The sequence below is a fragment of the Porticoccus sp. W117 genome, from assembly GCF_030341905.1.
In the GTDB taxonomy this organism is placed as follows: domain Bacteria; phylum Pseudomonadota; class Gammaproteobacteria; order Pseudomonadales; family Porticoccaceae; genus SCSIO-12696.
This window is the reverse complement of sequence record NZ_JATAAF010000010.1, coordinates 1-25,227: the sequence shown is the minus strand read 5'-3', so window position 1 is coordinate 25,227 and position 25,227 is coordinate 1. Positions and strand designations below refer to the sequence as shown.

At 53.6% G+C, this 25,227-nt stretch carries 25 protein-coding genes; 11 read left to right on the top strand and 14 right to left on the bottom strand.

Annotation, left to right across the window (positions count from 1 at the left end):
• Nucleotides 1-46: 46 nt before the first annotated feature.
• Nucleotides 47-856, top strand: a complete 810-nt coding sequence (gene tcdA / locus QSV34_RS08860; RefSeq protein WP_289153887.1) for a tRNA cyclic N6-threonylcarbamoyladenosine(37) synthase TcdA — start codon at nt 47-49, stop codon at nt 854-856.
• A 24-nt stretch (nt 857-880) separates the two neighbouring features.
• The gene (locus tag QSV34_RS08855; protein ID WP_289153885.1) at nt 881-1,699 is read left to right on the top strand and encodes a GGDEF domain-containing protein; all 819 of its coding nucleotides are present in this window, start codon (nt 881-883) and stop codon (nt 1,697-1,699) included.
• On the opposite strand, the gene QSV34_RS08850 is transcribed toward QSV34_RS08855, so the two are convergent.
• From QSV34_RS08850 to thiI, 6 genes are all read right to left on the bottom strand, one after another.
• Nucleotides 1,641-2,231, bottom strand: coding sequence for a GNAT family N-acetyltransferase (locus QSV34_RS08850; RefSeq protein ID WP_289153882.1), 591 nt, complete (start codon nt 2,229-2,231; stop codon nt 1,641-1,643). The two genes, QSV34_RS08855 and QSV34_RS08850, sit on opposite strands and share 59 nt — an antisense overlap.
• Before the next feature lie 68 nt (nt 2,232-2,299).
• On the bottom strand, nt 2,300-3,958 hold the full coding sequence (locus tag QSV34_RS08845) for an aminotransferase class V-fold PLP-dependent enzyme (RefSeq protein WP_289153881.1): 1,659 nt from the start codon (nt 3,956-3,958) through the stop codon (nt 2,300-2,302).
• Nucleotides 3,959-3,960: 2 nt separating this feature from the next.
• Entirely contained in the window at nt 3,961-4,737 is a 777-nt protein-coding gene (locus QSV34_RS08840; RefSeq protein ID WP_289153878.1) for a TatD family hydrolase, read from the bottom strand.
• Nucleotides 4,724-5,143: a DUF1801 domain-containing protein gene (locus QSV34_RS08835; protein ID WP_289153876.1), complete on the bottom strand. Its 420-nt coding sequence runs from the start codon at nt 5,141-5,143 to the stop codon at nt 4,724-4,726. Before QSV34_RS08835 ends, QSV34_RS08840 begins: the two co-directional genes overlap by 14 nt.
• A gap of 60 nt (nt 5,144-5,203) precedes the next feature.
• Nucleotides 5,204-6,121, bottom strand: a complete 918-nt coding sequence (locus QSV34_RS08830; protein ID WP_289153874.1) for an aspartyl/asparaginyl beta-hydroxylase domain-containing protein — start codon at nt 6,119-6,121, stop codon at nt 5,204-5,206.
• A gap of 149 nt (nt 6,122-6,270) precedes the next feature.
• Nucleotides 6,271-7,725 (bottom strand): tRNA uracil 4-sulfurtransferase ThiI, encoded by a 1,455-nt coding sequence (thiI, locus tag QSV34_RS08825; RefSeq protein WP_289153871.1) that lies wholly within the window; start codon nt 7,723-7,725, stop codon nt 6,271-6,273.
• Nucleotides 7,726-8,156: 431 nt separating this feature from the next.
• Between thiI and glnA the strand changes: the two genes are divergently transcribed.
• The 6 genes from glnA (at nt 8,157) to vapC (ending at nt 13,897) form a co-directional block, all read left to right on the top strand.
• The gene (gene glnA, locus QSV34_RS08820; protein WP_289154026.1) at nt 8,157-9,563 is read left to right on the top strand and encodes a glutamate--ammonia ligase; all 1,407 of its coding nucleotides are present in this window, start codon (nt 8,157-8,159) and stop codon (nt 9,561-9,563) included.
• Between the two features lie 467 nt (nt 9,564-10,030).
• Nucleotides 10,031-10,606, top strand: a complete 576-nt coding sequence (locus QSV34_RS08815; protein WP_289153869.1) for a DUF4124 domain-containing protein — start codon at nt 10,031-10,033, stop codon at nt 10,604-10,606.
• Nucleotides 10,607-10,677: 71 nt separating this feature from the next.
• A complete protein-coding gene (gene glnL / locus QSV34_RS08810) occupies nt 10,678-11,754 on the top strand; it encodes a nitrogen regulation protein NR(II) (protein ID WP_289153867.1) in 1,077 nt (358 codons plus the stop codon).
• A complete protein-coding gene (glnG, locus tag QSV34_RS08805; protein ID WP_289153866.1) occupies nt 11,744-13,171 on the top strand; it encodes a nitrogen regulation protein NR(I) in 1,428 nt (475 codons plus the stop codon). Before glnL ends, glnG begins: the two co-directional genes overlap by 11 nt.
• A gap of 91 nt (nt 13,172-13,262) precedes the next feature.
• Nucleotides 13,263-13,496 carry a type II toxin-antitoxin system VapB family antitoxin gene (gene vapB, locus QSV34_RS08800; RefSeq protein ID WP_289153864.1) on the top strand — a complete coding sequence of 78 codons (234 nt, stop codon included), beginning with the start codon at nt 13,263-13,265 and terminating at the stop codon, nt 13,494-13,496.
• Nucleotides 13,496-13,897, top strand: a complete 402-nt coding sequence (vapC, locus tag QSV34_RS08795; RefSeq protein WP_289153862.1) for a type II toxin-antitoxin system tRNA(fMet)-specific endonuclease VapC — start codon at nt 13,496-13,498, stop codon at nt 13,895-13,897. Before vapB ends, vapC begins: the two co-directional genes overlap by 1 nt.
• 77 nt (nt 13,898-13,974) lie before the next feature.
• Here vapC and QSV34_RS08790 read toward each other — a convergent pair whose 3' ends face one another.
• The 7 genes from QSV34_RS08790 to QSV34_RS08760 form a co-directional block, all read right to left on the bottom strand.
• Nucleotides 13,975-14,877 (bottom strand): polysaccharide deacetylase family protein, encoded by a 903-nt coding sequence (locus tag QSV34_RS08790; RefSeq protein ID WP_289153860.1) that lies wholly within the window; start codon nt 14,875-14,877, stop codon nt 13,975-13,977.
• Between the two features lie 59 nt (nt 14,878-14,936).
• Entirely contained in the window at nt 14,937-15,740 is an 804-nt protein-coding gene (blaOXA, locus tag QSV34_RS08785) for a class D beta-lactamase (protein ID WP_289153859.1), read from the bottom strand.
• A 212-nt stretch (nt 15,741-15,952) separates the two neighbouring features.
• Nucleotides 15,953-16,903 (bottom strand): D-alanine--D-alanine ligase family protein, encoded by a 951-nt coding sequence (locus tag QSV34_RS08780; protein WP_289153857.1) that lies wholly within the window; start codon nt 16,901-16,903, stop codon nt 15,953-15,955.
• A gap of 116 nt (nt 16,904-17,019) precedes the next feature.
• On the bottom strand, nt 17,020-17,982 hold the full coding sequence (locus tag QSV34_RS08775) for a hypothetical protein (RefSeq protein WP_289153855.1): 963 nt from the start codon (nt 17,980-17,982) through the stop codon (nt 17,020-17,022).
• Between the two features lie 115 nt (nt 17,983-18,097).
• The gene (locus QSV34_RS08770) at nt 18,098-20,572 is read right to left on the bottom strand and encodes a putative bifunctional diguanylate cyclase/phosphodiesterase (protein WP_289153853.1); all 2,475 of its coding nucleotides are present in this window, start codon (nt 20,570-20,572) and stop codon (nt 18,098-18,100) included.
• Nucleotides 20,573-20,628: 56 nt separating this feature from the next.
• The gene (locus tag QSV34_RS08765; protein WP_502929002.1) at nt 20,629-21,672 is read right to left on the bottom strand and encodes a DUF2333 family protein; all 1,044 of its coding nucleotides are present in this window, start codon (nt 21,670-21,672) and stop codon (nt 20,629-20,631) included.
• Between the two features lie 10 nt (nt 21,673-21,682).
• A complete protein-coding gene (locus QSV34_RS08760) occupies nt 21,683-22,111 on the bottom strand; it encodes a copper chaperone PCu(A)C (protein WP_289153851.1) in 429 nt (142 codons plus the stop codon).
• Between the two features lie 427 nt (nt 22,112-22,538).
• On the opposite strand from QSV34_RS08760, the gene aroQ reads away from it, so the two are divergent.
• Genes aroQ through accC form a run of 3 tightly spaced genes read left to right on the top strand, consistent with a single transcriptional unit; the run spans nt 22,539 to nt 24,843 of the window.
• The gene (gene aroQ / locus QSV34_RS08755; RefSeq protein ID WP_289153849.1) at nt 22,539-22,982 is read left to right on the top strand and encodes a type II 3-dehydroquinate dehydratase; all 444 of its coding nucleotides are present in this window, start codon (nt 22,539-22,541) and stop codon (nt 22,980-22,982) included.
• Nucleotides 22,983-23,011: 29 nt separating this feature from the next.
• Nucleotides 23,012-23,470, top strand: coding sequence for an acetyl-CoA carboxylase biotin carboxyl carrier protein (gene accB, locus QSV34_RS08750; protein ID WP_289153848.1), 459 nt, complete (start codon nt 23,012-23,014; stop codon nt 23,468-23,470).
• A gap of 32 nt (nt 23,471-23,502) precedes the next feature.
• Nucleotides 23,503-24,843, top strand: coding sequence for an acetyl-CoA carboxylase biotin carboxylase subunit (gene accC, locus QSV34_RS08745; RefSeq protein ID WP_289153846.1), 1,341 nt, complete (start codon nt 23,503-23,505; stop codon nt 24,841-24,843).
• Nucleotides 24,844-25,057: 214 nt separating this feature from the next.
• On the opposite strand, the gene QSV34_RS08740 is transcribed toward accC, so the two are convergent.
• A partial coding sequence (locus QSV34_RS08740) for a transposase (RefSeq protein WP_289151995.1) occupies nt 25,058-25,227 on the bottom strand: 170 nt, incomplete at its 5' end.

The following is a 25,227-nucleotide window of genomic DNA, read 5'->3' as shown; positions in this document are numbered from 1 at the left end:
CCAACACAAGTGGCAACCGAGGGCCGCGATCTATAGAATCCGCGCCATGACAGCCCCCCCACCCGACAACTTTCTACCCGAAAGCTACTTGCAGCGCTTTGGCGGCATCGCCCGGCTCTATGGCATGGATGGCTTGCGGGCGCTCCACAGCGGCCACTTTGTGGTAGTGGGCATCGGCGGGGTGGGCTCCTGGGCGGCGGAGGCGCTGGTGCGTACCGGCCTGGGGGCAATTACTCTGGTGGATATGGACGACATCTGCATCACCAACAGCAATCGCCAACTGCACACCACGAAGGACACCATAGGCCAGCCAAAAACCGCTGTACTGGCGCAACGATTACAGGCCATTAACCCTGATGTTCGGGTAATTGTGGTGGACGATTTTGCCGAGCCGGAAAACCTGGCCGAGGTGATTCCCGCTGATGCCCAGGTGGTGATCGACGCCATCGATGCGTCGTACGCCAAAGCGGCATTAATCGCCCATTGTCGTCGCCAAAAGCAACAAGTAGTGACAGTTGGCTCCGCTGGTGGGCGCAGTGACCCCAGCAAAGTGACTGTGGGGGATTTACACCGCTCGGTTAAGGATTCGCTGCTGTCACGGGTTCGTACCCGTTTGCGGGATAAATACAACTTCCCCAAAGACCCGAAACGCAATATGCGCGTGCAGGCGGTATTTTCCACCGAACAGATGAAGTACCCAGCGCCGGACGGTAGCGTGTGCCAGCGCAAGCAGCACATGGACGAGGGCGTGAAACTGGATTGCAGTGGCGGCTTTGGCTCATCTACCATGGTGACAGCCACCTTTGGCATGGTAGCAGCAGCAAGGGCAGTGGATCGCTACCTGGAGAGAGTTTAGGAGAGGGGTTTAGGAGAAGGCTTAATGAAGGACATGATTATCAGACTGGGGCGCAATCGCACCGTGGCGTTATTTGCCGTGGCCTGCGTTCTGGTATCTGTGCTGATCACCTATCTGGTGATGGCGTGGTTTGCAGACGGCATCAACACCATTGGGCTGGTTATTTCTATTTTGGTGCCCGCGCTGATCGCACCCACCGCCACCTGGCACAGCACTGGCTTGATCCTGAAAATTCATGATCTGGAGCAGGAAGCCCGCAAGCTGGCCACTTACGATTCCCTGACTACTGTAATGACCCGCCGGGCCTTTATGGACAGCGCCCTCAGTGTGATGAAAGTGGCCAGCCGCAATCACGCGCCTTTTTCATTGCTGTACCTGGATGTCGACGATTTCAAACAGGTGAATGACACCCATGGCCACCCCGCCGGTGATGAGGTGTTAAGGCAGTTTGGTGAGATTATCCGCCACCAGATCAGAGCCAGCGATCTGGTTGGCCGCATCGGTGGCGAGGAATTTGCTTTGGCGCTGGCGGATACACACCTGGGTGGCGCCATGCACCTGGCAGAAAAGCTGCGCCGCAGCCTGGGCCAGCACGTTGTGCAGTACAAGCAGCAGGCGATTCAGTGCACTGCCAGCATTGGCATCTCTGCCACAGAGTGGAATCAGCCACTGTCTTTTGAACAACTGTGTAATCAGGCAGACAAAGCCCTGTATCGGGCGAAAAAGTCCGGCAAAAACCGGGTCACTCATTCGGTAAACCCCGGCCCGGCGGCTGCAGCGCCGGTTAGCGGGCCAACTGAAATCTCAGGTTCTGTTTTACCGCCGACCACTCCCCGTTGGTAATGGAGAACACCACTGTATCGCGATAGCTGCCATCGGCAGAACGCTGGTGGTTTCTCAACACCCCATCCTGTTTTGCACCCAACCGGGCAATGGCTGCCCGCGACGCGCGGTTGTGCCAGTGTGTGCGAAACTCCACCGCAATCACTTCAAGGGCTTCAAACGCGTGTTGCAACAACAGCAATTTGCACTCGCTGTTTACCGCGCTGCGCTGGAATGATTTGGCGTACCAGGTGTAGCCAATTTCCACCCGGCGATGAACGTTGTCGATATTACAAAACCGGGTTGAGCCAATCACCTGGCCACTCGCTTTATGACGCACCACAAAGGGCAGCATCTCTCTTCGCTGCTGGGCGGCCAGCGCCTCATTGACATAATCGGCGGTTTTATCCGGCTCGGGTATGTGGGTATACCAGAGCCTCCACAATTCACCATCGGCACTGGCCTGTTGCAGCGCCATCACATGGTCACTGGACATGGGTTCCAGAATGACGTGATCGCCGCTCAAGGTAATGGGGTTGATCCAGTTTTCCATAATAAGAACCTTGCCTTTTCGATAAGCCACTCAAAACCATCATGGCACGTTAAAGGAACCAGCCATTACTACCCCAAAAGGGAGCCAGACAATTGCAGCACTCTATTCACCAGCGCCCGAAAACCATTACTGCGGGAGGGGCTTAGGTGCTTTTCCAGGCCAAGGTCAGCAAACAGGGCATCCATATCTAAAGCGGCAATTTCAGCAGTGGTTTTGTTGTTCACCAACAGCAGCAACAGAGCGGCCAGCCCCTTCACGACCCGCGCCTCACTGTCGATAAAAAACTGGTGCCGATCATCAACCATTCGATGACTGACCCAGGTAGCGGCTTCGCAACCGCGCACCCGATTGCCCACGGTACGAATACCCGGCTTAGGGGCAATGGCGTCGGCCCACTTCATCAACTGTCGGTAGCGTTGCTGCCAGCCCCTTTGTTGTCTTAGCTGCTCAATAGACAGTTCTTCAAGATGGTCAGCGTCCGCAGTGGTTACCAGCGAAGAATTGCTTTGTGTAGCCGCCAGGCAATTCTGCAAAGACTCGATCAGCCGATCAATATCGTTGCGACTGTTATAGGCGGCGATGGAGGCGCGCACGCTGCTACCGTGGCCTGAGCGCAACTCCATCAACGGCATGGCGCAATGGCGGCCGGCGCGCACGGCGATATCTCGGCCATCGAGCCAGTGGGCGATATCCGTTGCCTGCAACGCGCTTTCCACAGCGGGTGCAAAGGTGGCAATACCTACATTGCTTTCGGCATTGGATAACAAGTCAATACCCGGTAACTTTTGTAACTGCTGGTGCAAGTAGTCCGTCAATTGCTGTTCGTAAGCCGCCATGGCATCGCGATCCAACTGCTGCAAAAACTGCAGGCAAGCACCCAGCCCGGCAATGGCCGCCAGAGAGGAAGTACCGGTTTCAAAACGGTGTGGCGGCGCCCCATAGGTACTGCTCTGCAGCTGTACCTGCTCAATCATTTCCCCACCGCCCTGCCAGGGCGGCAGTGCTGCCAGGGATTCTCGACGGCCATACAGCAAGCCAACTCCGGTAGGGCCATAAAACTTGTGAGCGGAGCACACCAGAAAATCACAGCCAATGGTTTGCGCATCCACAACCTGATGTGCAGCCAGTTGAGCCGCGTCCACTATCCAGCGGATGTTGCGATCTGCCAATACCTGCTTCAGCGGCCCCAAATCAGCCATAAAGCCCAAGGCATTGGACGCCGCAGTCACCGACACAATTTTGGTGCGCTCCGACAGCACTTCTTCAACGCGATCAAACTGCGGCACACCGTTCTTATGGGGCACAAATTTCAGAATAAGGTCGTGACGCTGGGCCGCCATCTGCCAAGGCACCAGGTTGGCGTGGTGCTCCGCCGTGGTCAGTACAATTTCATCACCAGGGCTCAAATTTTCTGTCAGGCTGCTGGCCAACAGGTTGAGCCCCTCGGTGGAGCCACGAGTAAATATCACCTCGGAAGGCTCTGCAGCATTGAGAAATCGCCCCGCGGCAATGCGAGTCGCCTCCACCATTTCCGTAGCACGACGGGCCAGGCGATGGCTGGAACGGTGTGTATTGGCGTTGCTGGTGCGATAAAAATCCGCCACCGCGTCGATCACAACTTGCGGGCGGTGGGTCGTCGCGGCGTTATCCAGATACACCAACTCACAGTTTTCCGGCTGGGAGAAAAGAGGGAACTGTTGCTTGAATTGTTGGGGGCTAAACAGCATCGTCAAATTCCAAATAGCTGTTGGCTGTTTGCGGTTGTCTGGGCAGCAATGTCTTCGACGCTTTGCCCACGCAGCTGCGCCAGACAGTTGGCAATTTCCGGCAAATAGAGTGGACTGTTGGATTGGCCCTGGTGGCCCCAAAGGGGCATGTCGGGCGCGTCAGTTTCCAGCAACAGAGATTGCAGTGGCAACTGCGTTACGGCATCGCGGGTTTTGCGGGCGCGCTCGTAAGTGATGGTACCGCCGATACCCAGGTAAAAACCCAGCTCCCAATAACGCCGCCCCAATTCAGCGCTGCCGGTAAAGGCATGGATCACTCCGCCCTTGGGGAGGCGGTATTTTTTTAACAATTCGATAACCCTGTTGTGGGCTTTGAGCACATGAATAATCACCGGTAATTTGGCGTCACAGGCTAGCTTCAGTTGTTGTTCAAACCAGGGCAGTTGCTGTTCGATAGCAATATCCAGGTAGCCATCCAGGCCACACTCCCCCACTGCCACACACTTTGGATGTTGGAGATATTTTTCCAGTGCGGTTACCAGCTGCTGTGGAGTTTGTTGTTCACTCCAGGCAGCCACCCACCAGGGGTGCAGGCCCACGGCAGCAAATATTCCGGGCAGCGATTCGGCACAGCCAAAGGGCACATCCAGTTCAGCCGGGTTAACACCGGGGATCACCAATTGCTCCACACCCGCTTGCCGACATTCCCGCCAACACTGTTCGCGGTTGTCATCAAACGCGCCAAAATCGAAATGGCAGTGGCTGTCAATCAGTGTCATAGGCAAGTCGCATATCCGCCACAGAGCGAACCACCAGCTCCCGCAGTACCTCGAAATCCACGTCGCTGAGTTTTTTGATGTAGAGGCAGGATTTACCGGTTTTGTGCTTACCCAATTTGGCCATCAAATCCGGGTAGCGGGAAAATCCGTTCATGATATAAACGGTAAGGTTTTGCTTGCGCGGCGAAAAGCCAGTGAGCATCCACTCGCCGCCGCCCTGGGTGTTATCGTAGCGGTAACGGCCAAAGCCGATAATACTGGCGCCCCACATCACCGGAGGTTCGCCGCTAATTTCTTGAAGCAGGTTAAGGACGCGATCGCAGTCCGAGCGGCGCTCACCGCTGGCGGCTTTATCGAGGAATGTTTTTACACTGGCCTTGCGAGGCTGGGTTTTTAACGTAGCCATGGCAATCTCCTTTGTTCAGAAGATTGCCACGTCGCTACGCTCCTCGCAATGACGGGCAGCTTAGAAAAAGATTGCCCAGAGGATCAGCCCAAACAGCGCCCACTTCACCAGATAGTAAAGCGGCTTGTTAAACGCCTTGAGCTTTTTGCCGATAATGCGAATCTGGTAAACGCCGCCAAAGATGCGATTGAGCAGGCCCACCTTGTCGCTGTCGGTATTTTTGGTGGCGGAAGCAGTCACCACAAAACGGCCAAAAATTTTGTTGAACCACTTGGCAATGGGGTTGTTCATGGGGCGCTCGATATCGCAGAACAGAATCAGGCGATCTGTATCGCTGTTATTCGCGGCGTAGTGAATATACGTCTCATCAAACATCACCTCTTCGCCATCGCGCCAGGAATATTTGTCGCCGTCCACAGCGATATAGCAGTCATCGCTGTTGGGGGTTACCAAACCGAGGTGATAGCGCAACGAACCGGCGTAGGGGTCGCGGTGTCGCACCAGAGTGCCGCCGGGAGGCAGCATAGTAAACATGGCCGCTTTTACCGATGGGCACTGACGCAGCAATTCCAGGGTTTGCGGGCACAACGCTTTGGCGGATGGCAGGTAATCCTGATACCACTTCAGGTAAAAACGAGTCCAGCCAGTTTTGAAAAACGAGTTGAACCCCAGGTCGTCCAGCTTTTCGCTTTTCTTGATATGGCCACCACCAGACAGTTGCTGTGCCTCATCGCGAATGGTCTCCCAGTTATCCTGCAACAGCTGCAATTCCGGGAATTGCTTCACATCCAGATACGGCGTGTTGGGGACTTTAGAGAACAGGTACATCAGGCAATTCACCGGCGCCATAATGGTGGAGTGGTCACTCAGTTGACGGAAAAACTTGTGACGCACCTTGCCGCGGTAGTGCACGTAAATGCCACAACCGATAAAGGTGTAAAGGATCAGTAATTTGGGGGCGAAGATTTGCGCTAGCATTGGGGGTTCCGGTAAAAATTAATTTCAGGAGACCTGTCTTCCTGAGGGAGCGAAGCGACCGCGAGGATCTCAGGCCCTGATAGTTGTGAGATCCTCACGCCACTGCGTGGCTCAGGATGACGCCCGTTTAGGGCGTCACTTTGGTCGGGCTATTTAGGTCTATATACGGCCACATTGCCATGACCTTGCTCAAATAAAATCTCTGCGTGCAGACGACTCATGATTCCCTTGGCGCAGTAGAGCATGTAGCGGGTGTCGCCATCCAACTGCTTGAATTTTTTGCCCAGCTGGTAAAAAGGCAATTTTTCCACACGGGCGCCATTGACGTGCAGCGGGTTCAGCTCTTCCTCATCCGGGTGGCGGATATCCAATATCACCGCTTCCGCCAGGGGCACCGACAGCACTTCCACATCGATATCGGCATCCACTTGCTCCATCACATCGTGAATCATTTCTTCTCGGCGGCTATTCACCGCTGCATCGAGAACCGCAAAGTCGAAACGTGACTCCTCCCGCTCGATGCGCTCCATCCGTGCACGGGTGGTGGGCTTCACCGAAATAACGCCGCAGTACTCCGGCATACTGGCGGAAAATTCCTCAGTGCCAATGTCGCGGGCGGTTTTGATAATGTCGTTTTTGTCGGCGGTAATCAGCGGCCGCAACACCAGTGTATCGGTCACTTTGTCGATAACCGACAGGTTGGCCAGCGTCTGGCTGGACACCTGAGCCACCGCCTCACCGGTCACCACCGCTTCCACATTGAGAGTGTCCGCCACTTGGCTGGCCGCGCGCAACATCATGCGCTTGAGAATTACCCCCATCTGGGAGTTATCGACGTTTTCCAGAATCTCCGCTACCACTTCTTCAAAGGGCACGGTGATGAATTTCACCGAATGGGAAGCGCCGTACTTTTGCCACAAAAAGTGAGCCACCTCTTTAACACCCAGCTCGTGGGCACGACCGCCGAGGTTAAAAAACAGAAAGTGAGTGCGCAAGCCACGCTTCATGCACAGGTAGCTGGCCACGTTGGAATCGAAGCCACCGGAAATCAGCGAGATCACCGAATCCTGAGTGCCAATGGGGAAGCCCCCCAGGCCCGGCTGGGTATTTTCAATCACATAAAAGTTGTCGTCCTTGATTTCCAGGCGCACAGTCACATCCGGGTTTTTCAGCTTCACTCCGGCGGCATCTGTATTCTGGTTAAGGCCACCGCCCACGTACTGCTCCACCTCATTGGAGTTAAAATCGTGACTGCCAGTGCGCTTTGCCCTCACACAAAAGGTTTTGCCCGCCAGCGCATCACCCCAGTGAGTCAGGGTTTGCTGGTACATCTGGTCCAGATCCCCCAGCGCGTAGCGACGCACCGAGGAAAAATTGGCAATGCCCGGGGTGTTTTGCAGCACCTTGCGAACGCTTAGCTCAAGGGTCTCATTACCCTCAGGGCCGACCACCTCAATCTTGTCCCACTCGCGCACCACACGCAGCTCTTCAGACAGGCCTTTCACCAACTTGGTGAGATTGTTGGCCAGCTGTTTGATCATTCGCTTACGCACCGGCGTTGACTTGACGATGATCTCCGGGAACAGTTTGACGATAAAGTGCATAGCTCTGGCTTGGATGTGTGGTGAAAATCAGGGGCGGGGATTATAGCGGTTGATACAGCGGCGGGCTACGAGCTGCGAGCAGGTTAGTGGTTTCGTCATCCTGAGGAGCGTAGCGACGTGAGGATCTCAGAGTTTGAAAGTTGTGAGATCCTCACGGCCACTCCGTGGCCTCAGGATGACGAAGTGGCAAAAGCTCCTCAGGATGACGAGTGAACTCGATCTGCTCGCAGCCCGAAGCTAGTAGCTCGCAGCCGAATTGCACCAAAAAAGACCGATCGCACTGACTTGGTGCATTATTTGTCACATATCCACCCCCATACTTTGCTAAAATGCCGCCTTTCTCGCCGCCAGCGCCGCATTTTTGAGTTGGCACACCAATTGCTAATGGCAAGTCATCCTATTTGTTGAGCCCAACCATTTTCACGGAGACCATCATGTCCAAGACCCTCGAACTCATCAGCGAAAGCGGCGCCCGTTGGGTAGACCTGCGCTTTACCGACACCAAAGGCAAGGAGCAGCACGTCTCCATTCCCACCTCTGAGGTGGACGAAGACTTTTTTGAAGACGGCAAAATGTTCGATGGCTCTTCTATCGCCGGCTGGAAAGGCATCAATGAGTCCGACATGATCCTGCTGCCGCAAGATGACACCGCCCTGTTGGACCCATTCACTGACGAGCCCACGGTTATCGTACGCTGCAACATCGTTGAGCCCACCACTGGCCAGGGTTACGAGCGCGACCCCCGCTCTGTGGCTGCCCGCGCCGAGGCTTACCTGAAGTCTACCGGCATCGGCGACACCGCCATCTTTGGCCCGGAGCCAGAGTTCTTCGTGTTCGACGACATCAAGTGGGGCGCAGACATGAGCGGCGCCTTCTACAAAATCAACTCTGAAGAAGCCGCCTGGGCGTCCTCTCACAACTACGACGACGGCAACACCGGCCACCGTCCTGGCGTGAAAGGCGGTTACTTCCCCGTTCCTCCGGTCGATTCCCTGCACGACCTGCGCGCCGCCATGTGTGCCGCCATGGAGCAAATGGGCCTGGAAATTGAAGTGCACCACCACGAAGTGGGCACCGCAGGCCAGTGTGAAATCGGCGTTGGCGCCAACACCCTGACCAACAAAGCGGACGAAGTACAGGTACTGAAGTACTGCGTACACAACGTGGCTCACGCCTATGGCAAAACCGCCACCTTTATGCCCAAGCCTCTGGTGGGCGACAACGGTTCCGGCATGCACGTGCACATGTCCATCTCCAAAGATGGCGTTAACCAGTTCGCTGGCGACACCTACGCAGGCATGAGCGAAATGGCACTGTACTACGTAGGCGGCATCATCAAGCACGCCCGCGCCCTGAACGCCTTTGCCAACGCCTCCACCAACTCCTACAAGCGCCTGGTACCGGGCTTCGAAGCCCCGGTCATGCTGGCCTACTCTGCCCGCAACCGCTCCGCCTCTATCCGCATTCCTTACGTGACCAGCCCCAAAGGCAAGCGCATTGAAGTACGCTTCGGCGACCCCACCGCCAACCCGTACCTGATGTTCTCCGCCTACCTGATGGCGGGCCTCGACGGCATCATCAACAAGATTCACCCAGGCGACGCCGCCGACAAGGACTTGTACGACCTGCCACCGGAAGAAGCGGCGGAAATCCCCACAGTTGCCAGCAGCCTGGAACAAGCTCTGGACGCGCTGAATGAAGATCGCGCTTTCTTGACTCAGGGCGGCGTATTTACTGACGACATGATCGACGCTTACATCGACCTCAAGCGTGAAGAGGTGGAGCGCGTCAATATGACTACTCACCCCGTTGAGTTTGACCTGTACTACAGTTGTTAACTCAGTCATTGCGAGGCCGCAGGCCGCGGCAATCTCCATCAGCCCTCTGCCGCGCTGTGTGAGATCGCCGCGCTACGCTCGCGATGACAAAACCCAAAAAAGCAGCCCACCTGGGCTGCTTTTTTGGGTTTTGGGGAATTGCCACCGGCGCGGGCAGTCCAATTTAGGGTAGGATTGCAGGGTCTGTTGACGTCTCATATCCGCCACTGTTGGCGGCTGAAAAGGCGTCCATCTAGGCGCAAGGAGTGTGATTTGGTCATTCCAAATGAGCGACGAGCAACAACGAGGGGCGCCTTTTCAGCCCCAACCCGAAGGGCTGAGGCTATTTTTGCGCTCCACTGCGTTGGAAAAAGCTGGTGTAGAGTGACTACACGTCACTTTTTCCGTCTTGTTGAGCGCAAAAATCGCTCTCAGCAGAGGTGGATATGAGACATCAACAAACCCTAACGCAATCGGAGGCAAAGACGATGGCACGTCACCTGACTTACCTGCTGGCCGCTACACTACTGGTCAGCACACCAGCCCTGGCCCAGCAGCTCTACAAAATTGTCGACAAAAACGGCAAAGTCACCTTTACCGACAAAAAACCCAGCGGCGATGTGAACTACGAAAAGCTCACCGTCAACGCCGCCGATCCCGACCCGCAAGCGGTTCAAAAAGCCCGCGCCAACAAACAACGCTGGCAGCCCCAACAAAAAATCGACAAGCCCAAGCGCTTTCGTGGCTACCAGTCAGTTTCTATCACCCACCCCAGCAATGACCAAAGCATTCTCCATGACCAGCAAAGGCTGGCGGTGAAGTTAGCGCTTACTCCGGGCCTGCAACCCGACCACAAAGCACAACTGCTATACGATGGTGAGAGCTTTGACGAGCCCTCTAAAAATCTCAATTTTGTGCTCACCGATCTGGAGCGAGGCAGCCACAGTATTGTGGTGAATATCATCGACGCCAGCGGCAAGACCATCGCCAGCTCCAACAGTGTCACCATTCACGTCAAGCGCCCGATTGTACGCAATGGGCCGTTAAGGGCGCCGGGGCTGTAAACTTGCATCGCACCAACTTGGTGCAAAAAGTAATATAACCCGCTAAACTGGCCTTTTCCCCAGGCCTCCCCATGACAGATACGCCACAAATCCCCCCCCTCGACCAACTCCACACCGCCGTACTGCTGTTGGGCGAGGATATGTGCATCCTGCACGCCAACTCGGCAGCGGAGAACCTGCTCAGCATCGGCCGCAATCAGTTGCAGGGCATGGCTTTCCCACCGATGCTGTCCATCCCCAGCCAGGCGCTGGAGCTGCAACAAATCCAGCAGGGCGAAACACCCTACACTTACCGAGCGGCCAAGCTGTCTACCCCTGGCGACCGCCGTATCACCGTCGACGTGACCACCTCGCCCCTGCCGGGAAAACGATTATTGCTGGAATTGCAGTCAGTGGATCGAATCTTGCAGATCAATCGGGAAGACGCCCTGCTGTCTATCCAAAGCGCCAGCCACGAGCTGGTATTGGGCCTCGCTCACGAAGTAAAGAACCCCCTGGGCGGTATCAAGGGGGCAGCACAACTACTGGCTCTGGAACTACCCGTGGAACAACAGGAATACACCGATCTGATCGTCGCCGAAGCCAACCGCCTGAGCCTGCTGGTGGACGAATTACTGGGGCCGGCTCGCCCCCTGCAACTGGCTGCCACCAACATTCACGAACTTACCGAGCACGTAGCTGCACTGATCACCGCCGAACTGCACAGCAGCAAAGACGCGACCCCTGCCATCGCTATTCGCAGAGACTACGACCCCAGCATCCCGGAGCTGGAAGTAGATGGCCAACAGTTGATTCAGGCACTGCTCAACATCGCACGCAACGCAGCCCAGGCATTGGCCGCCAACGACGGCGGCACCATAAACCTGCGCAGCCGAATCCAGCGCCAATTCACCATTGGCAAAGCGTTCCACCGCACTGTGCTGCGCCTGGATATTGAAGACGACGGCCCCGGCATTCCCGAAGAAATCGTCGACCGCATTTTTTACCCCATGATCAGTGGCCGCCAGGGCGGCTCCGGCCTGGGTCTGCACATTGCACAAACCATCATTGGTCGTCATTCGGGACTGATTGAGTGTTTCAGCCAGCCGGGCAGAACCCGCTTTTCCATTTTCCTGCCTCTGCAACAGGAGCCACACCGTGAGCACTGACACCGTATGGGTAGTGGACGACGACCACTCCATTCGCTGGGTGGCGGAGAAAGCCCTGACTCGCAACGACATCGACTGCCGCAGCTTTAGCAGCGCCGAAGAATTGATCGCTGCATTGGCAAAACAAGCCCCGGAGGCCATTGTCAGCGATGTACACATGCCTGGCATGAGCGGCATGGAACTGTTGCAGGCCATCCACGACAGCTACCCGCACATTCCGGTGATCATCACCACCGCACACTCCGATTTAGATAGCGCTGTCTCAGCCTACGAGGGCGGCGCCTTCGAATACCTGCCCAAGCCTTTCGATATCAACGAACTGGTGGCCGTTACCCGACGCGCCATCAACCACCGCCGGGAACAGATCGCCAACCAACTAAAGGCCGAACAAAGCAGCTCCGAAGAAAGCACCAGCGGCTCCGACATTATCGGCGAAGCTCCTGCCATGCAGGAGCTGTTCCGCGCCATTGGCCGTCTCTCCAACTCTCACCTTACCGTATTGATCAACGGTGAATCCGGCACCGGCAAAGAGCTGGTGGCCCGCGCCCTGCACCGCCACAGCCCGCGGCGTGAGCAGCCATTTGTGGCTATCAATATGGCGGCCATACCCAGCGACCTGATCGAATCGGAATTATTCGGTCACGAGAAAGGCGCCTTTACCGGCGCCAGCCAGCGTCGCGTGGGCCGCTTCGAACAGGCAGATGGCGGCACCCTGTTTCTGGATGAAATTGGTGACATGCCCGCCGAAGCACAAACCCGGCTGTTGCGCGTATTGGCCGATGGCAAATTCTACCGAGTGGGCGGCCACAGCCCGGTGACCGTAGACGTACGTATCATCACCGCCACCCACCAAAACCTGGAACAGCGGGTGGCAGAAAAACGCTTTCGCGAAGACCTGCTGCATCGCCTTAACGTCATTCGCCTAAACCTGCCCAAACTGTCAGAGCGGCGCGAAGACATCATCAAACTGGCCCACCACTTCCTGCAAAAAACCGCCAATGAGCTGGATGTAGAAACCAAAGTGCTGCTGCCGGACAGCGAGCAATTCCTGCAACAACACCCCTGGCCCGGCAACGTGCGCCAACTGGAAAACTGCTGCCGCTGGCTCACCGTGATGGCACCAGGACGGGAAATTCACCTTCAAGACCTGCCCGCCGAACTGCTGCAGCAAGAGAACACAAACAGCAGTGCAACACACACTACGGGCGACTGGCAGGGAGCACTGCAGAACTGGTTTCAACAACAACTGCACCGCGGCAAAACCAACGTGCTTTCCACTACCCAACCAGAAATTGAACGCATCGCTATAGAAGCTGCCCTTAGCTATACCGGTGGGCGCAAGGAAGCAGCAGCCAAATTATTGGGGTGGGGGAGGAATACGCTGACGCGGAAGATTAAGGAGCTTGATTTGAGGTAACAGCCTTAAGCTATCAACATGCTATATACAATTGCAATATACACTGTTGCGCCATATACTCGCTTATGTAGCTTTAGACAGGAACAACCCCATGGCCAAAGGCTCTGTATTCGTCAACAACCGCACCCAAGCCGTTCGCTTACCCGCTGACACTCGATTCCCTGACGACGTTAAACAGGTGAATGTTCGTATTGTTGGCAAAGATCGCGTGCTCTCCCCAGTAGACAGCACCTGGGACAGCTTCTTTCTTTCCGAAGAGCGCGTCAGCGACGACTTTATGGAACAACGAGCCTCACAAGAGCAAGCTGAGCGGGAAGAGCTTTAATGCTCAAATACATGCTCGACACCAACATTGCCATCTACGTGATTAAGCGGCGACCAATAGACGTACTTGAAGTTTTTAACCAACACGCCGGCCAACTTTGCATCAGTACCATCACTCTAGCCGAACTGCTCCATGGCGTAGAAAAAAGCGCCCAACCCAAACACAACTTCCGACAGGTTGAAGACTTCACCTCCCGCCTGACCGTGCTTGAATACGGAGAAAAAGCAGCGACTCATTACGGCAATATACGGACAGATTTAGAACGCAAGGGAACACCTATTGGCGTTAACGATCTGCATATTGCAGGCCACGCCAGGAGTGAAGGACTAACTTTGATAACCAATAATTTGAAAGAGTTTGAGCGGGTGGAGGGATTGCTTTTGGATAATTGGGTTAGTTAATTACAATTAAAACCAGGAAAGAAAAAACCGCAGAGGAATAAACCCTACCAACTAGCTTTCACCATTCACTTACAACCCTACTTATATACTCCATTGTCTTTAAAGTAGTTATCCAAAAAATCTTCACTTTCAGATTCATGCCGAAGAAATTTTGTATCCCAGCCTTTACTCTTGGCAATAGCAGCGACTCTACCTTGTTTATTATATAGAACGTCAGGAACGCTAGATGCTATTGGATCTTTATACGCCTCCTCTGGCGATATAATCACCCACCCATTGGAGCGAATATGGCTAATCAGATCGCCTATATATAACGCAGCCATATCATTTTCGTGAAGCAACAGAACATGTCTTGGAGAGCGCCCCAAAGATTGCTGGGCAACTTCATCATAAAATTTGATCGATTCCCAAAGAATTGTAACGTACGCTTTTTTTAGCGCCTCATAATCGATTTCCCTACCATCAGCCAATGCCTGTTGAAGCAGTTTATCCATATACCAATCATAATTATCAACCGTGACATAGCCGCTTTGATAACCCATGCTTTTTAGGAATCGACGTATACGATCCCTTACCTTTCTGTCATTCCCTTCATGCAAAAATGGATATCTGTAAAAAGGCAAAAGATTCCCGAAACTTTTCAGCCGATCGTGGGCCAAGGCGATATCGGAAAGGTAAACATCAACATCTTTTCTATTTGCAGAATAATGATTATGGCTATGGTTGCCAAGATGAAAGCCAGCGTCAACATAAGCCTCAAGTCGTTTCTTCGAATGCTCAGTGATATTGTTTGTTTTCACAAACAGAAGCACATCGGAAACATCAGATTTCTTAAGGCTTTCAATCAGCTTTTGTGTTCTTTCTTCTCCAGCAAACAAATTTGAATCGGGGGCAGGTGCATCATCAATTGTAATAGCTATTTCTTGAGAAAAAGCCGAAACAGCGAAAAGTGTTGTAGCAATACATAGGATTCGATACATCCCATCAACCTCCTTTGACACAAAAGTGTTTCAATCTACCAGAGCCTCACTTTTACCAACTACATTGACGCCTGAGACGGGAGCGCATCTAATGACAACAAAATGTCCCTGACAATTGCTTCTCTTTTATACAAATCCTTCAGACCATTGGGAGTATCTATATTCAGCGCAAAAAACACTGGTCCGGATGGCCACTCCACCCAACCGACCCACCAACCATAACGGCCTGCCCAGCCCGTCTTTGCTCGCAATATCCAATCTTTCCCCGCCTCCCTAATCAAAATATCCTTTACAAGAAGCTGATTCTCTATACGAAAAGGAAGTTCATTGCGATAGAGTTTTTGTAGAAAGGCGATTTGCTCAAAAGCAGATATGGCAAGCCCCCCATGAATCCAATAAACACCACTCTCAACGCTTGAATCCATATTTCCATAATCAATCTTTTCAAGATACTTCTGTGCTCTTTCTGCTCCTATTTCCTTGGCAAATTCTTCATAAACCCAAAGTACAGAATTCCGTACAGCTGATCGCACATTCTGATCTTTATTGTGCAGATCAAAATTTCTTTCAACCCCATCCCATGGAAAAACCTGAAATTGATCTTCAATCAGTCCTGCATCCAAAGCAAAAAGCGTATGAGGGATTTTGAATGTAGAGGCGGGAGAATAGCGCTGAGCAGCTCTTTTCCCGTTATAAACACTTAATTTTCTGGATGATTTCCGATCATCGACAACGGCAACTGTCCCCACTGCATGGTGTTTATTGAAGAAGACCTTCCATGAACTCGTCTCAGAAAATTCTTCTTTAGCGGAACTATTAAGAGAAAGACACAAGAAAAGAAAAATAAAATTTTTAATACTCACAAATCATCCACTGGCATGTACAACTTTTACTGACACGATAGAGGCAAGGTTCTATTTAGAAAAAACCTCCCTCATTCAGACGGAAGAGCTCTAACGATTAAAATCAGCAAAAACGGAAATCCACTTTTTTGCAGTCTTATTTTCGGATACAACGTCAATCTCAGCGGTAAACTGAGGTCGTCAGCGAGTAATTTGTCCGTTGCAGAGATTTGTTAGCCATGATCATATTCTAGCGCTCCTTCTATCAGTTTAGATACCAAACTTTCAAAGCTCAGTCCAATTGCACGTGCACCATCTGGGTACAGGCTTGTTGGTGTCATACCAGGCAAGGTATTGACCTCCAGCAGTACGGGCTCACCATGCTCAGGCACCACGAAATCTGCTCGTGACAAATGTCTACATCCGAGTGCCTTGTGAGCAAGTACCGCAATTTCCTGTGTGCGTTGGTACTGAGCTTGAGAAAGCGGAGCCGGAATAATGTGCTCACTCGCACCTTCGGTATATCTGTGCTCGTAGTCATACCAAGCACCCTTCGGCGTGCGCACCTCGATTACAGGAAAGACCTCTATCTTACCGGTGTCTAATATACCGACAGTAATCTCGCGGCCTATGATTCTTTCCTCAACCAAGACTCTCCCGTTATGCAGGCAAGCCTCTTGTAGCCGTTTTTCGATTTCCTCGGCACTGTTGGCAAAGCGAACTCCAACGGCAGAACCTTCACTTGAAGGTTTGATAACAACGTCATCTCCCAATACTTTCTCAATATGCTGGCAGGCGGCATCTAAATCCAGTGAGTGTTCAAGATTGATATCCCGGGCCACAGGAATTCCAGCCTGCCGGAAAATACACTTTGCAACAGACTTGTCCATTGCAAAGGAACTAGCCCGAACGCCGCTACCAACATACCGATAACCTTGAGTTTCCAAGAATCCTTGAAATGTGCCGTCTTCACCAGGCGGGCCGTGAAGTGCAGGAAACACTACATCAACTGAGTTTGCTGCAAGGGCTGCACTCAGGTGTTTATCCAACTCCAGAAGAACAACATTGGGATATGTTTGCTTTAGAGCTTCAGCAACGCAACGGCCAGAAGAACGAGAAACTTCTGCCTCAGAGGAAGGGCCGCCGCACACGACAGCAATAGAAGTATCAATAGTAGCATTCATGCTTCAATTTTACTCATCAGTTCGTTTATCGGGCAGCTTTAGATCGCTTTTTTCTCATTTTCCGTTAGAAAAAATACACTATTAAATAGCACTCACCTTCTTTAAAGAAGAACACCCTATCTTGCAAAAGCCTTTCTCATCTTATCCAAAACCTCCGGACTCGCTACTCTATGCCCACGCACCAGCAGAGCAAAGTTATCTGCCAGCACTTCTTCTGGATGGAAAACAGTTTGGGCATTTCTGCCAATTTGTTCAAACAATCCCGCGACTTGCCCCAATGGCACCAGTAACGGTTTTCCATTCTCCATAGCAGCACTTGGCTCGCCAGAGCCATCCCAGTCATACACCAATACAGCCAACTTTAAATACTGGAAGAACACCCTCTTTATAGCGCGATCGTAATCGGTTCCTGAATAAATAATGGGCGTTACCCAACGTTCTTTTCCTTCTATTGTCACTTTTATCAGATGACTGAGGACAGGCACATCCGGGTTGCTGATTTTTCGGCTCCGCAAAGGTTCCGGCAGCACCAGCTCGCTGGTTTTGACAAAACCAATAGCTGCGTACAGACGGTCGCGTAATTCCGGGTTATTACGGGTAATAATATGGAACAGCTCGTGCAACATGATGGTGGTGAGCTGGTCGTCGCCCATGGCCATATTGCGGGCGGGAATATAAATATTATTACCGCGAGTGTAGAGCGCTCCGGACTCAACACGGCCGGTAGTTTTTACCAGATAGACCTTTTCTGGCAACAGATCAACGTAAGGGGCCAGAGGTGCCTGCAGGCTTTGAAAGATTTCCCCAAGGCGCTGTTTTTCTTCTTTCTCCCAATTCATGCCTTGCTTGCGAGCAAAGCTGAGAAACTGTTTTACGGTGGCTGGAGATTTGCGCTGCAGTTTTGCGGTGAGGTCGAATTGGCTGAGGCGCTGAGTGTAGTCGTCTTTTTGCGCCAGCAGTTTGCCTGCTTGTTTTTTGCTGGCGAAGACCAGTTCAGTGTTCTCAGAAAGGGGAATATCAGCAAAGGTGAGTTGGCTAACAACGAATAAGAAAATACATACTGCAAAATGTTTTTTCATTTTTCACCTGTGATATAAAAGTTGCGAGATTGGTTGTACGCCACGCCCAGCCTAAAGGCTGCCCAAATCAAAGATTTGCCGCTACGCTCGCAGTGACGAGGGAAAACTGGACTCCCTACAACTGATCCATCGGCTTGGGCTGCGACAATGCATACCCCTGCACGTAGTCGATGCCAATCTCCCGCAACATGGCCAGCTGGTTGTCGTTTTCCACACACTCTGCCACGGTGCGAATACCCATGATATGACCCAGGTGGTTGATGGTGCTGATCATGGAATAATCTACGTCGTTAAATTCCATGTTGTGAATAAAGCTGCCATCGATTTTCAGGAAGTCCACCGGTAGTTGCTTCAAGTAAGCGAAAGACGATAACCCGCTGCCGAAATCGTCCAGCGAGAAGTAGCAGCCCTGTGCTTTGAGGGCACGAATAAATTCCATGGCGCGGTCAAAGTTGCGCACCGCCGCCGTCTCGGTAATTTCGAATTGAATATGGCGTGGGTCGACACCGGTTTCCCGGAAGCGGCGCAGTACGTATTCGCGAAAATCTTCATCGCCGATGGTGCTGCCAGACAGGTTTACCGAAAAGCGCCGCGTGTAGTCTTTGTGGTTTTCCAACTGCCGCTGCAGGTAGCTGATGGTGCGTTCAAAAGTCCAGCGATCCAGCTCGTCAATAATTCCGTAGTGCTCAGCCACCGGGATAAATTCCCCAGGGGGTACCAGCTTGCCTTCGCGATCCACCATACGCACCAACACTTCGTAATGGCGTGCAGTGGGCTCCACTTTGCCGGCAGGCACAATGGGCTGCACGTAGAGTACAAAGCGGTCTTCTTCCAGTGCCTCGGTGATGCGCGGAATCCACTCGGCCACACTCTGGCGACGGGTGACGTCTTTGGCCAGATAGTGGAAATGTATTCGATTGCGGCCGGCCTCCCTGGCGGCGGTGCAGGCACTGCCCGCCTCCACCAGTACGTCGATGGCGGAATTGGTATTACTGTCGATCACCTTGGCGCCGATGCTGGCACCCACCTTGAGGCGACGTTCACCCCAAGGGAAGCTGAAGGTTTTGATCTGCCACAACAATTGATCAGCCAACTCCCGGCACTCGTCCACGGTACGGTTGGCAAGCAACAGGGCAAATTCGTCATTACCCAGGCGCGCAACAGTGTCCTCTTTATCACTGAGACGGCTCAGCAGGCGGGCAAACTGGCGCAGCAGTTCATCGCCAGCGTTGTGGCCACAAGTGTCGTTGATGACTGAGAAATTGTAGAGGTCAATGTACAGCAGGGTGTGAGTGTCCAGGCTGTTTTGGGTGCGCTCGATTAACTGCGCCAGATCCGCCATCAGCTGGCGGCGGTTGGCCAGTTGCGTCAACGGGTCGTGCATGGATTGCCAGGCCAGACGGCTAGACATGCGCCGGGATTCGCTCACCGCACGGAAGATCACCACCACACCCACCAGGTCGTTTTTGCGGTTGCGCAACGGCATCGCCGACGCCATGGCGTTTACCGGCGGATGATCTGGAGCCTGCAATTGCGCCCCCTCTGGCAGGCTCACCAAAGTGCCACGACGCAGGGCTTCACTGGCGGGACATGAAAGCGGCTCGCCGCTTTCATCCACAAAGGTTAGCCAATGGCTGACCTTGCCGTGCAGCAAGTTGGTTTCGCTGCTGTGCAGTAATTCCAGCCCCACCGGATTGACGTGTTCGATCAAGCCCTGATCGTCCACCAGAATCAAACCGTCAGCCACTTGCTCGTAAATAATGCTGATCAATTCCCGCTGGCGGAACAGGGTTTCCTGGGCACTGCTGAGGTTGGAGAGGTCGCCACAGCAAAGCACATAGTGACCGGGATGCTGCACGGAACGGAATACCTGTACCTGCATCTGCAGGGTGCGACCGTCTGCAGTGGCAGCCTCCAATAGACCGTCACTGCTCTGGCGCATTTGCTTTTCAAAAAAGCCTTTCAGGTCCGCTTCCGGCAATTCGTCGATGGCAGGAAACAGGATACGAACCGGGGCATCTTGCAGCTGTTCTTCCCGATAGCCAAACAGCACCCGGGCCGCTTCGTTGGATTGCTGGATAACACCGTCCGCATCCACCGTCAGCACACCCAGCCAGTCGGTTTCCAAATAGGCTGGCGCCTCACCGTCCAGAGCACTGGGTTTACGGGTTTTTACAAACAAGGGGTCGTAGGGCGCCTCATCAATCTGCAACAGACACAGGGAATTTGGCCCTTGGCTAATGGCGCTGATCTGCACCCGGTGCAGGGGCATTTCCCGGTCGCCACGGGTCATGGCGTGTTCGATGACGTCGAGCCTTTCCGGGTCGACCGTTTGCGTCCAGCACACTGGGCTGCCACTGCTCAGTACAGAGTCCACCGCTGCTGTCAGGTCGCCGCCCACCAGCTCTGGAAACAGATCGTTAAGGCCGCGCTGCAGAATCTGCTCCGCATCGATGCAGCTCCATTGCTCCATCCAGCGATTCCACAGCAACACTCGCTGACGGCGATCCAGCACCACCACCCCCAAAGGCTGGCAGGCCAGCGCTTGCAGGGCCAATTCACCGAGATTGTTGTCGCTGTCCACTTGCACCTGATTTCAGTCCGTCGTTGTATTGGTTAACCTTGATTTACTTACCCTTGATCCACTTACCCTTGATCGAGGAGTGCACGCAAATCAATCAGCGCCGCATTGGCGCGGCTTATATAGGAAGCCATAACCAGTGAGTGATTGGCCATTACGCCGAAGCCATCTCCGTTAAGCACCATGGGGCTCCACAGGGTTTGCTGGGCGCCTTCCAGCTCGCGAATAATTTGCTGCAGGCTGACACGGGCATTTTTCTTTTCCAGCACTTCGGCAAAGTCAACTTCTACCGCTCGCAGGAAGTGCATAAGCGCCCAACTTGAACCTCGCGCCTCATAGAACACATTATCAATTTCCAGCCAGGGGGTTTTCACCACCAACTCGTCTGGAGCAGGGGTAGATTGACGGGCTTCCGGATCTCCAGCCAGGTCGGTATTTAGGCGGGCCTGCCCTACACTGGCACTTAGACGCTGGGACAAATTGCCAAGTCGAGTTTCCACTGCACGCAACCAATAACTGAGATTATCAGCACGGGCATAAAACTGCGCATTGTGCTCGTCGTCATCTGCAAGCCGCTGCAAATAGGCACTGACATAATCAATACCCTCACGATAACTTCGCTCTGCGGCAGGGAACATCCACTTTGTATGATCGTAATTAAAGCGCGACTCCGCCAGCACCAAATCTGGATCATCCACAGACTGCGACTGAGAGCGACTGAACGACTGCTGCATCGCCTTGCTGAGATCGCGCAGCTGAATCACTACGCCATATTCCCAGCTCGGAATATTATCCAGCCAAATTCCCGGAGGGGTGATGTCATTACTCAAGAAGCCGCCAGGCTTGTCCAGCAGTGTTTCCGCAACCGCAATCATAGTGGAAGCGGTTACAGCCCCAACTGGCTGGAAGCCTTGCACATCATTGAATGGTTTTACCTCGAATGGTTCCGGCTCCTGACTCCAAAACCACCCCACCAGCAACAGAATCACAAACAGGCCCAGCAAGAACCACAACAGGTGCCTTATAAATGAGCGCTCCACCAGGTAGTCTTCACGCCACTCTGCAAAGCGTTCCTTGATACCCGCCACCTTTGCATTCAATCCAGACAACCGAGCCTCCTTATTTGCGCTTTATGCTGCGCACTTCAGCCTGTACCACCACGGGGTCGCAGTCGGCGAATTCCAGCACCATTTCCACCGGTTCACCATCTTTTAACGGGCGCACACGAAACAGCATCACATGCAAACCGCCGGGCTTGAACGACAACTGCTCGCCGGCTGGCAAATCGATACCAGGCACCTGGCGCATTTTCATTTTGCCATCTTCGTGGATATGGGTATGCAGCTCAGTGGCACCGGCGATATCAGTTTTCGCCGCCTCCAGACGGCAATCCTGATCGCCGCGGTTGGCTATTTCAAAAAAGCCCGCCGTCACTGTACGTCCTGGCGGCATGGCGCGCACATAGGCGTCGGTCACTTCTACAGTCGATGTTTGCGCCGCTGCCAGCACAGCCAACAGCATCCCCCCTACGGCCACAATTACTTTCATTGCCAAATTTTCCTGAACAGTACTTTTTCATGGACTATAACAGGAAATTTGCGCCAAACCCTACCAACAATCCCAACAACTTCACCCTTTCCATCCACTGGCGGGCACAAAAAAGCCTAAAGCACGCAACTTTGCTTCATTTAAGTTACTTTTCCTGACACTTAACAGCAAAATATTGAAACTTCGGCCAAAACATTTACAACAGCCTTGAACTGACAGCAAAATGCGCAGAACACCAGAAAACTGGTTTCCAACCAACCCCCAAGGGGTGCTAATTCGGAGATATTGAGGCTATCGTGCAGCGATTGTCTTCGAAACCCAAAGAAAAACCCAAAAAGTTGGACTTGCGCACGATTTTCGTGCAGACTCTCGCAACATCTCTGTAATAAAACTCTGTAACCCGCGTCCACCGTCAGAGCAATTTACTATGTCAACCATCCTGGTACTGCATGGCCCCAACCTGAATCTGCTGGGTAGCCGCGAGCCCGACCTTTATGGTGCCGACACTCTGGACAGCATCAATCAACAACTCACCGAGCAATGCCGCAGCAATGGCCACCACCTGCTGGCCCTGCAAAGCAATGCCGAATATGAGCTGATTGAGCGCATTCACGACGCAGCCCACGAAGGCGTCAACTATATTCTCTTTAACCCCGCCGCGTTTACCCACACCAGTGTGGCACTGCGGGATGCATTGCTGGCCGTAGCCATTCCTTTTATTGAAGTGCACTTATCGAATGTGCACAGCCGGGAATCCTTCCGCCAGCACTCCTATTTTTCGGACATTGCCGATGGCGTTGTCTGCGGCTTTGGCGCCAACAGTTACCAGCTGGCGCTACAAGCTGCATTCAGCAAACTCGGCGATAGCTAAACCACCTATCAACACCAACGGGATCCATCATGGACATTCGAAAAATTAAAAAACTGATAGAACTGCTCGAAGAATCCGATATCGGCGAGCTGGAAATTGTCGAAGGCGAAGAGTCTGTCCGCATCAGTCGTGGCGGCCCGATTGTCGCCGCCGCACCAGTAGCTGCGGTAGCACCTGCCGCTCCGGTAGCGCCCGCTGCCCCTGCTCCGGCACCTGCCGCAGCAGCGGAAGCTCCTGCTGCCGCCGAACCGGAAGGCCACGCGGTGCTGTCACCCATGGTGGGCACTTTCTATCGTTCACCGGCACCTGGCGCTCCATCATTCTGCGAAGTAGGCAAGAGCGTGAAAGCTGGCGATGTTATCTGCATTGTTGAAGCCATGAAGATGATGAACCAGATCGAAGCCGACAAGTCCGGCACCATTGGTGCCATCCTGGTGGAAGACGGCGAGCCGGTAGAATTCGACCAGCCGATGATCACCATCGTCTGACCAACGCCACTCAACAACAGCGGGAACACACCATGCTGGAAAAAGTGCTGATCGCCAACCGTGGCGAAATTGCCCTGCGCATCCTGCGCGCTTGTAAAGAGCTGGGCATTAAAACCGTTGCCGTGCACTCCAAGGCAGACGCCGAATTGAAACACGTGCGCCTGGCAGACGAATCGGTCTGCATCGGCCCCAACCCCTCCACGGAAAGCTACCTGAATGTGCCGCGTATCATCAGCGCCATGGAAGTTACCGATTCTGTGGCGGTGCATCCCGGCTACGGCTTCCTGGCGGAAAACGCCGACTTTGCCGAGCAGGTGGAGAACAGCGGCTTTACCTTTATTGGCCCCAGCGCCGATGTAATTCGCACCATGGGCGACAAGGTTGCTGCCATTGAGGCGATGAAGGCAGCCGGCGTACCAACAGTGCCCGGCTCCGACGGGCCACTGAGTGAAGACAACGAGCGCAACCTGGAAATCGCCCAAAGGATCGGCTACCCGGTAATCATCAAAGCCGCCGCTGGCGGTGGTGGCCGCGGCATGCGCACCGTGCACACCGAGGCCCATCTGATCAACGCCATCCAGATCACCAAGTCAGAAGCCCGCACCGCCTTTGGCGACGATACGGTGTATATGGAGAAATTCCTCACCACCCCACGCCACGTGGAAGTGCAGGTGCTGGCAGACGGCCAAGGCGGCGCCATCCATTTGGGCGACCGCGATTGCTCGCTGCAACGCCGTCACCAAAAGGTTCTGGAAGAAGCTCCGGCACCGGGCATTCCCGACGCTGTGCGCCAGGAAGTGTACGACGCCTGCACCCAGGCCTGTATCGACATTGGCTACAAAGGCGCTGGCACCTTCGAGTTCCTCTACGAGAACGAGCGTTTCTACTTTATCGAGATGAACACTCGTGTGCAGGTGGAGCACCCGGTATCGGAAATGATCACCGGCGTGGACATCATCAAGGAGCAGCTGCGTATCGCCAGTGGCGAAAAACTCAGCTTTACACAAGACGAAGTGATTTTCCGTGGCCACGCTTTCGAGTGCCGCATTAACGCGGAAGACGCCAAAACCTTTATGCCCAGCCCCGGCAAGATCACAAATTTCCATGCGCCGGGCGGCTTTGGTATTCGCGTGGATTCGCACCTGTACAGTGGCTACAGCGTACCGCCCCACTACGACTCCATGATCGCCAAAGTCATCACCTACGGCAAAGATCGTGAAAACGCCCTCAAGCGCATGAATAATGCTCTCGATGAACTGATTATTGAAGGCATTAAAACCAACATCGACCTGCAGAAAGATCTGGTTAATGACGGTGAATTCATCAAGGGCTGCGTGAATATTCACTACCTGGAGAAGAAGTTGGGGCTGTAAGGCTTCTAACTTGCTTAAAAGCCGACCTTCGCAGGTCGGCTTTCAGATCGCTGACAAACCCCGGCATTTTTGCTGGGGTTTGTTGTTTCTGGGCATTGCTAACCCAAAAGCCGGAGAGTTTCTCGAATCTAGGTTGAGCCTCGCAAACACCGTACTGGGGCATTTACAGAGGCTAAGCAAGGGGTTTGGAGTGTAGAGAGGGCTCAATAGAGGCTCAGGCCGCCATCTGAGCAATTTTCTTGATGTTTTGGGCAGTTGCAGCCATCAGACACTGACCAGCCACTCTATTAAGCCTGGTGTAGCGAGCATATCGATAACCGTGTAGTTGTTTAGCATCAGCGAAGCTGCGTTCAACTGTCTCCTGCCGGCGCCTGTAAATCTCTT

Excerpts from the sequence above, each read along its gene's own strand:
- tcdA (WP_289153887.1), top strand. The coding sequence starts at position 47 with ATGACAGCCCCCCCACCCGACAACTTTCTACCCGAAAGCTACTTGCAG.
- accC (WP_289153846.1), top strand. The coding sequence starts at position 23,503 with ATGCTGGAAAAAGTGCTGATCGCCAACCGTGGCGAAATTGCCCTGCGC.
- vapC (WP_289153862.1), top strand. The coding sequence starts at position 13,496 with ATGCTCAAATACATGCTCGACACCAACATTGCCATCTACGTGATTAAG.
- vapB (WP_289153864.1), top strand. The coding sequence starts at position 13,263 with ATGGCCAAAGGCTCTGTATTCGTCAACAACCGCACCCAAGCCGTTCGC.
- QSV34_RS08775 (WP_289153855.1), bottom strand. The coding sequence starts at position 17,982 with ATGAAAAAACATTTTGCAGTATGTATTTTCTTATTCGTTGTTAGCCAA.
- QSV34_RS08845 (WP_289153881.1), bottom strand. The coding sequence starts at position 3,958 with ATGCTGTTTAGCCCCCAACAATTCAAGCAACAGTTCCCTCTTTTCTCC.
- glnL (WP_289153867.1), top strand. The coding sequence starts at position 10,678 with ATGACAGATACGCCACAAATCCCCCCCCTCGACCAACTCCACACCGCC.
- aroQ (WP_289153849.1), top strand. The coding sequence starts at position 22,539 with ATGTCAACCATCCTGGTACTGCATGGCCCCAACCTGAATCTGCTGGGT.
- QSV34_RS08780 (WP_289153857.1), bottom strand. The coding sequence starts at position 16,903 with ATGAATGCTACTATTGATACTTCTATTGCTGTCGTGTGCGGCGGCCCT.
- QSV34_RS08790 (WP_289153860.1), bottom strand. The coding sequence starts at position 14,877 with ATGTATCGAATCCTATGTATTGCTACAACACTTTTCGCTGTTTCGGCT.
- QSV34_RS08840 (WP_289153878.1), bottom strand. The coding sequence starts at position 4,737 with ATGACACTGATTGACAGCCACTGCCATTTCGATTTTGGCGCGTTTGAT.
- QSV34_RS08830 (WP_289153874.1), bottom strand. The coding sequence starts at position 6,121 with ATGCTAGCGCAAATCTTCGCCCCCAAATTACTGATCCTTTACACCTTT.
- QSV34_RS08850 (WP_289153882.1), bottom strand. The coding sequence starts at position 2,231 with ATGGAAAACTGGATCAACCCCATTACCTTGAGCGGCGATCACGTCATT.
- thiI (WP_289153871.1), bottom strand. The coding sequence starts at position 7,725 with ATGCACTTTATCGTCAAACTGTTCCCGGAGATCATCGTCAAGTCAACG.
- QSV34_RS08835 (WP_289153876.1), bottom strand. The coding sequence starts at position 5,143 with ATGGCTACGTTAAAAACCCAGCCTCGCAAGGCCAGTGTAAAAACATTC.
- QSV34_RS08815 (WP_289153869.1), top strand. The coding sequence starts at position 10,031 with ATGGCACGTCACCTGACTTACCTGCTGGCCGCTACACTACTGGTCAGC.
- QSV34_RS08760 (WP_289153851.1), bottom strand. The coding sequence starts at position 22,111 with ATGAAAGTAATTGTGGCCGTAGGGGGGATGCTGTTGGCTGTGCTGGCA.
- accB (WP_289153848.1), top strand. The coding sequence starts at position 23,012 with ATGGACATTCGAAAAATTAAAAAACTGATAGAACTGCTCGAAGAATCC.
- QSV34_RS08855 (WP_289153885.1), top strand. The coding sequence starts at position 881 with ATGAAGGACATGATTATCAGACTGGGGCGCAATCGCACCGTGGCGTTA.